At 63.2% G+C, this 7084-nt stretch carries 8 protein-coding genes; 7 read left to right on the forward strand and 1 reads right to left on the reverse strand.

Going from position 1 to position 7084, the window contains the following annotated elements:
- On the forward strand, positions 1-873 hold an 873-nt coding region (locus ABSG20_RS25285; RefSeq protein WP_423867223.1), incomplete at its 5' end, for a 3-hydroxyacyl-CoA dehydrogenase family protein.
- Between the two features lie 154 nt (positions 874-1027).
- Here the strand turns inward: ABSG20_RS25285 and gstA are convergent.
- Positions 1028-1642, reverse strand: a complete 615-nt coding sequence (gstA, locus tag ABSG20_RS25290; RefSeq protein ID WP_423867224.1) for a glutathione transferase GstA — start codon at positions 1640-1642, stop codon at positions 1028-1030.
- 261 nt (positions 1643-1903) lie between these two features.
- Between gstA and ABSG20_RS25295 the strand changes: the two genes are divergently transcribed.
- The 6 genes from ABSG20_RS25295 to ABSG20_RS25320 all read left to right on the forward strand — a co-directional run bounded on the left by ABSG20_RS25295 (position 1904) and on the right by ABSG20_RS25320 (position 6880).
- Positions 1904-2392, forward strand: coding sequence for a MarR family winged helix-turn-helix transcriptional regulator (locus ABSG20_RS25295; RefSeq protein WP_423867225.1), 489 nt, complete (start codon positions 1904-1906; stop codon positions 2390-2392).
- 96 nt (positions 2393-2488) lie between these two features.
- Positions 2489-3859 (forward strand): glutamate--cysteine ligase, encoded by a 1371-nt coding sequence (locus tag ABSG20_RS25300; protein WP_423867226.1) that lies wholly within the window; start codon positions 2489-2491, stop codon positions 3857-3859.
- A 193-nt stretch (positions 3860-4052) separates the two neighbouring features.
- Complete coding sequence (locus ABSG20_RS25305) at positions 4053-4547, forward strand: PAN domain-containing protein (RefSeq protein ID WP_423867227.1); 495 nt, start codon at positions 4053-4055, stop codon at positions 4545-4547.
- A gap of 96 nt (positions 4548-4643) precedes the next feature.
- A complete protein-coding gene (locus ABSG20_RS25310) occupies positions 4644-5048 on the forward strand; it encodes a thioredoxin family protein (protein ID WP_423867228.1) in 405 nt (134 codons plus the stop codon).
- A 25-nt stretch (positions 5049-5073) separates the two neighbouring features.
- Positions 5074-5790, forward strand: coding sequence for a cytochrome c biogenesis CcdA family protein (locus tag ABSG20_RS25315; protein ID WP_423867229.1), 717 nt, complete (start codon positions 5074-5076; stop codon positions 5788-5790).
- Between the two features lie 175 nt (positions 5791-5965).
- Positions 5966-6880, forward strand: a complete 915-nt coding sequence (locus ABSG20_RS25320; RefSeq protein WP_423867230.1) for a hypothetical protein — start codon at positions 5966-5968, stop codon at positions 6878-6880.
- Positions 6881-7084: the final 204 nt, after the last annotated feature.

The raw sequence follows: 7084 nt of genomic DNA on the forward strand, positions 1-7084 counted from the left end.
TCGCTGGCGGAGGAATTCAAGGACCAGGGCAAGTTCATCGGCATCCATTTCTTCTCGCCGGTCGAGAAGATGATGCTGGTGGAAATCATCGTCGGCAAGAACACCGGCGATGTCGCGCTCGCGACCGCGCTGGATTATGTGCGCGCGATCGGCAAGACCCCGATCGTGGTCAACGATTCCAGAGGCTTCTTCGCCAATCGCTGCGTGCTGCGCTTCACTGCCGAGGGCCTGGAAATGCTGATGGAAGGCGTGCCGCCGGCGATGATCGAGAACACCGCGAAGATGGCCGGCATGCCGGTCGGGCCGCTGTCGCTGTCCGACGAAGTCGCGCTCGATCTCGTGCTCAAGATCATGAAGGCGACGGAGGCCGATCTCGGCGCCAATGCCGTCGATCAGGCCCAGAAGAAGCTTCTGGTCGAGATGGTCGAAAAACAAGGCCGCTTCGGCCGCAAGAACGGCAAGGGCTTTTACGATTATCCGGAGAAGGGCAAGGGCCAGAAGAGCCTGTGGCGCGAACTCGCCGGGCTGCAGCCCCGGCATCTCGACCCCGACACGCTCGATGTCGAGGAAATGAAGCAGCGCTTCCTGGTGGTGCAGGCGGTGGAAGCCGCCCGCACGGTGGAGGATCACGTCATCACCGATATGCGCGAGGCCGATGTCGGCTCGATCCTCGGCTTCGGCTTTGCGCCGTTCACCGGCGGCACGCTGTCCTATATCGACTTCATGGGCACCAGGAAATTCGTCGAACTGTGCCACAGGCTCGAGGCCAAATACGGCTCGCGGTTCAGCCCGCCCAAGTTGCTGGAAGAGATGGCGGCCAAGGACGAGACCTTCTACGGCCGCTTTCCGCCGAAGAAACAGGCGGCGGCGTAATTCCGCCGCTGCGAGGCGCTCGCGACCAGGCAATCCATCCACTTGCGCCTGGCGAGAGATGGATTGCTTCGCGGCGCTCGCAATGACGGGGGATAGAGTTGCGCCCGGCTCTCACCCCGTCATTGCGAGGAGCACTTGCGACGAAGTTGGAAGCTCACGCCGCCTTCATCAGGCCCTCTTTGGTCAGCGCTTCCTGGACCATCGGGCGCGCGGCGACGCGGGCCTGGTAGGCCACAAGGTTCGGCAAGGCCGAAAAATCAAACTTCATCCGCTCCGCCCAGGACAGCATCGTGAACAGATAGCCGTCGGCGACCGTGAACTGCTTTCCCATCAGGTAGTCATGGCCGGCAAGCGCGCTGTCGATATATTTGAACTTGCCCATCACCCGATCCTTGAAGAAGGCCTTGGCGTCGTCCGATAGCACCGGGCTGAACAGCGGGCCGAAGTTCTTGTGCACTTCCGAGGCGATGTAATTGAGCCATTCCAGCAATTTGTAACGCTCGATGCTGTCGCGGGCGGGCGCGAGGTTTTTGCCGGCGGCCTTGTCGGCGATGATCTGCACGATGACGGGGCCCTCGGTCACGAGTTCGCCATTGTCGAGGGCTAGCGCCGGGACCTGGCCTTTCGGATTCACTTTCAGGTAATCGTCGCCGTTCTCGAGCTTCTTGGCCTTGAGATCGACCTTGATCAGATCGTAGGGCAGACCTGCTTCGAGCAGCGCGATGTGGGGGGACAGCGAGCAGGCTCCGGGCGAATAATACAGTTTCATCGGAATTTTCCTTCCCTGGGGATTATTGGCTATGGGCGCTAGAGCCTGGTCGGTGCTGGTCGACCAGAGCCGACCAGAGCTCCAAATGCTTACTTTGACTCGTTTTCATCTTGCGAGCCGGTATCCTACGCCGGATCAAGTCCGGAGCAGGCCCTCGCTTGAAACGCTATCGGATCACTAAATGCATCTGCATGAATGAGTCAAGATTGATGCAGCTGCATTAAGTGCGGTACAGTGACTGCGACATCTCAGGGCTCGTCCATGAAACGCAAACCATCGACCGAGGCGACCGCCGCCTGGATCCGCCTGATCCGGATTCAGAGCCGGGTGCTTGACGCCGTCGAGCAGGATTTGAAGAAAGCCGGTTTCCCGCCATTGGCCTGTTATGACGCCCTGCTCGAACTGTCGCGCGCGCCGGCGGGCGAAATGCGCCCGGTGGAGCTGGAAAAGCAGATGCTGATCCCGCAATATCAGACCTCGCGGCTGATCGACCGGCTGGTCGACGAAGGCCTGGCGGCGCGGCGCGAATGCAAGATCGACAAACGCGGTCAGTTTGTCGAGATTACCGAGCCCGGGCGCGAGCTGCAGAAAAGGATGTGGAGCGCTTATTCCGCCGCAATCGAAAAGCACGTCGGCTCGAAATTGTCCGATGTGGAGGCGTTGCAGCTGTGCGCGCTGCTTGACCGGCTGGGCTGCTCCTGCGACGAGGCGCAAGTATCCGCCGCAAGAGACGGCGCGCCTGCACGATGATATCGTTTTCACCTCATCCATCCCTCGAGCGGTCGGTTCGCGGATGGCCCCGACACCGCGCGCATTCGGCCGAAGCGCGTTTGATCCGGAATTTGCATGGCGCGTGACCAGATCGATATGACGCCGCTGCAATCGCGCGACGAGTTGGTGGCGTGGTTGGAGGCCGGCGTGAAGCCCAGTTCCGAATTCCGGATCGGCACCGAACACGAGAAAACGCCGTTCACGCTGCAGGGCCACCATCCGGTTGCCTATCAAGGTGCCCGCGGTATCGGCGCGCTGCTCGAAGGCATGCAGCTCCTGCTCGGCTGGGAGCCGATCATGGAGGGCGGCAACATCATAGGCCTGTATGATGTTACCGGAGGGGGCGCGATTTCGCTGGAGCCCGGTGGCCAATTCGAATTGTCCGGCGCGCCGGTCGAGACCGTGCATCAGACCCAGTCCGAGCTGATGGCGCATCTGGCGCAGGTGCGCGAGATCGCAGCTCCCCTGGGCATCGGCTTTCTCGGGCTTGGCATGACGCCGTCATGGTCGCGCGCGCAAATTCCCGTCATGCCCAAGGGCCGCTACCGGATCATGACCGACTACATGCCGAAGGTCGGTCGATACGGCCTCGACATGATGTATCGCACCTGCACGGTGCAGACCAATCTCGACTTCTCCTCGGAAGCCGACATGGTCAAAAAACTCCGGGTGTCGGTGGCGCTGCAGCCGGTAGCCACCGCGCTGTTCGCCAATTCGCCGTTCACCGAAGGCAAGCCCAACGGCTTCCTGTCATTCCGCTCCGAGATCTGGCGCGATACCGACAATGGGCGCGCCGGCATGATCCCATGGGCCTTCGCGGACGGCATGGGGTTCGAATGCTGGGTCGATTATGCCCTGGATGTGCCGATGTATTTCGTCAAGCGCGGCGATAGCTATATCGACGTCGCCGGATCGTCGTTCCGCGACTTCTTCGAGGGCAAGCATCCGGCATTTCCCGGCGAGAGGCCGACATTGTCGGACTGGGCCAACCATCTCTCGACGATTTTCCCCGAGGTGCGGCTGAAACGCTATCTGGAAATGCGTGGCGCCGACGGCGTGCCATGGGGCCGGCTGCCGGCACTGCCGGCATTCTGGGTCGGATTGCTCTATGACGATGCGAGCCTGGACGCTGCCTGGGACATCGTCAGGCACTGGAATGCCGGAGAGCGCCAGGCGTTGCGCGACGAGGTGCCGCGGCTGGGCTTCAAGGCCAGGATCGGGAATCGTTATTTGTTCGAGGTCGCCAAGGAGTGTGTGAGTCTGTCGCATTCGGGCTTAAGGCGGCGCAACCGCCTCGATCACGCCGGCCGTGACGAGACCCGCCATCTCGAGCCGTTGCACCAGATTATCGACGCAGGGCGCACCCCCGCCGAGGAGATGCTGGAGAAGTTCCACGGTCCATGGCATGGCTCGGTCGAACCGGCCTATGACGAATATGCGTTTTAGTTGAGAGGTCGATCCCAAAGGCCATGCTTTTCCGCATGCGCTAGCGCCGTTCATCCACCGTACAGGTTCGTGGCGATCAAATGGCGGCCCGCGGATGGCGGGCGCGTGTCCAATCGGTTGAAAGCAATTGCGTATGTGGGGAGGCCGCCTGACCAGGGCGTGTTTGGTAATCTCGGCTGTCTTGGCGGCCACCATGGCCACGCGGCCGGCCCACGCGCAGGCCAATTTCGATCGCCCGGGCGGCGACTACCAGAGTTCGCCGGTGCCTTCGGGCGATCCGGAGGTCTGTGCGCTGGCGTGCGAACGCGACCGCCGCTGCAGGGCGTGGAGCTTCAACTACCCGACCGATGTCGACAGTGGCGCGGTCTGCTGGCTCAAGAGCAGCGTGCCAGGGCGCATCCCTGATAATTGCTGTGTTTCGGGCGTCCGCGGCGCCGGCGTGGTGGAGCCGCGCAACAAGGCGATCGAAACCTCGATCGACCGGTTGGGCGGCGACTACCGCAATTTCGATCTCAAAAGCGATGAGGGCGACGAGGCCTGCAAGGCGGCCTGCGTCGGCGACACTAAATGCCGGGCCTGGACCTATGCCCGGTCGGGTTATGTCGGCAAGGAAGCCCATTGCTTTCTGAAGAAGGAGATCAAGCCGCCGCGGCGCAAGGCCGGCTTTATTTCGGGGGTGGTCAGGTAACATTCGCGGGCTTGAGCGCGTATCTTAGAAGGCGCGTGCCGAGCAAGGCCTTTGGATGTCGGGCGGTCGGTGCGAGGTCAACCAGGGAGCACAGCGATGATTTTGACGCGCAGGTTGTTTAACGGGGCGATCGTTGCGGCGGGGCTTTTGACCGCCGGCCTGTTGTCGCCCGCTTCGGCCGACACCACGGTTCCCTTTACCGAACAGGCCTTCAAGGCGGCGCAGGCGTCGGGCAGTCCGATCCTGGTCGAAATCCACGCCGACTGGTGCCCGACCTGCAAGGCGCAGAAACCCATTCTCGATAAATTGACCGCCGAGCCCAAATTCAAGGACCTGAAGATCTTCCGGGTGGATTTCGATGCGATGAAGCCGGTGGTCAAGCAGTTCGGCGCCCAGATGCAGTCGACCCTGATTGTCTTCAGGGGATCGGCCGAGCAGGGGCGCTCCGTCGGCGATACCAAGCAGGCCTCGATCTCGGCCCTGCTCGACAAGAGCCTTTGAGGGCTCAGGTGACTGGCGAGTTCTCGTGACCGGTTTGGCGCTGGCCTTCGCGGCCGGTGTGCTGTCGATCCTGTCGCCCTGCGTGCTGCCGCTGGTGCCGATCGTGCTTGGCGCCGCGGTTGCGGCGCACCGGCTCGGCGCGTTCGCCCTGGCCGCCGGGCTTGCCGCCTCGTTCACGGGACTGGGCCTGTTGCTGGCGCTGGCTGGGTTCGGGCTTGGCATCGACGCCGGCATGTTCCGGCTGGCGGCCGCCGTCATCATGATCCTTCTCGGTGCCATCCTCGTCGTTCCCTCTTGGCAGGCGCGGCTCGCTCTCGCGGGTGGACCGGTTTCCAGCTGGGCTGACCATCATTTTGGTGGTTTTGCCGCCTCGGGGCTGGCGGGCCAATTTGCGATCGGCCTCTTGCTCGGCGCCGTCTGGTCGCCCTGCGTCGGCCCGACGCTGGGGGCGGCGTCGCTGCTCGCCGCGCAGGGCCGCGATCTGCCGCAGGTCACCCTGACCATGGCGGTGTTCGGCATCGGCGCGGCGCTGCCGCTGATCCTGTTGGGACTATTGTCGCGCGCAAGCCTGATGCGCGTGCGCTCACGCCTGATGTCGACCGGCAAGCTCGGCAAGGCCCTGCTCGGCGCGGCCTTCATCGTGATCGGGGTAGCGATCGTCTCCGGCGCCGACAAGAGGCTAGAGGCCGTTTTGGTCGACGCCTCACCGGCGTGGCTCACCGAATTGACGACGTCGTTTTAGCCGGCATCAACTTGCCGGAATCGAGCATTGAGCGCGGCTGCGGCTTGGATTGACCCGAGAACGGCACAATCATATGGTTCGCGCTGGGCGTGCATCGTAGTTGACCCGCCGCCTGAGCCGCGCTGCAAAAGATCGACTGCTCCGCCCTGGCGAGAGGATGGTCAGGGAGAGCGAAATGGCACTCAGCCCGAACGGCAACGGGGATAACAGCAACAAAAACCAGGCCGCGGTCGAGCAGCAATTCGAGCTTCTCGGCGCAATCCAGGTGGTCAGCTTCTCGGCCAATCCGCCCGAGGTCGTGCCGTTCGGCGCCACCACTTTGTCGTGGCAGGTAAAATTGCCGACGACCCTGCACGAGCCCGTCTCAATGATCGTCGACGGCAAGAAGAGCGCCGCCGGCGCCACGTCCGGCAGCGTGGTCGCTACTCTGACCGCAGGAACCCAGTTCGCGCTGACCGCATCGAGCACGCTGGTTTCGCGCGTGATCAAAACGCTGGCGGTGACGGTGGATACGTCGGCATGCAAGGCGCTGGGATCGACCCCCGTGGCGGCGAGCGTGCTGACCGCGCCGCTGAAGCAGCAGCTCGATGGCCGGTTCTCCGGCAGCAGCCAATTCGCGCTGCGCAGCGGCGGAACGGTGGTCACGCCGGTCGATGGCGGCGCCAACATCGCCGTTCCACTCCACCTGAACATCCCGGACTGGTTCGATGCCGACATGGACATCACGATTCAGCTGGGGATCTGGATGGCCGCCGTCGGCGCGGTGAGCGTGCAGGCCACCCGTACCGATGTGCATGTGACCTGGACCTGGTTGCAGGACCTCGCCGGTTGCACGAGCTTCGGAGAGAAACTGTCCCAGTCGTTCATGAGCGAGATCGTCAACAACGAACTGGTCCCGCTGCTTGCGCAGCAAATCAACGGCGAGGTCCAGTCGTTCGCCGCCACGCAGCAGAAGAACGACCCCCAGCACCGCACGTTCGTCCTGACCTCGTTCTCGTTCGGCCCCGACGGCCTGAACTTCACCGTCTGCCCGCAGGGTGCGGGATCGCCGATAGCGCCAGGCCAACGGCTGACGGAAGTGGCCCGGTAGCGCACCCTTCTGCGCGTCTCGATGGATCAGGCCACCGCAATGAGAAAGCGCCAGTCCGGCTAGTTGAGCGATCCCGTGACTTATCATTTCAGGCCACGAGCATTGGCCTCTCACTCCCTCTCCCGCTCTTCGCGGGGGAGGGTGGGGTGGGGGTGCCTCAGCATAGATACCACCTGCGTTGGCCCCCACCCCAACCCTCCCCCG

Origin of the sequence: Bradyrhizobium sp., from assembly GCF_049512235.1 — a bacterium.
GTDB lineage: Bacteria > Pseudomonadota > Alphaproteobacteria > Rhizobiales > Xanthobacteraceae > Bradyrhizobium.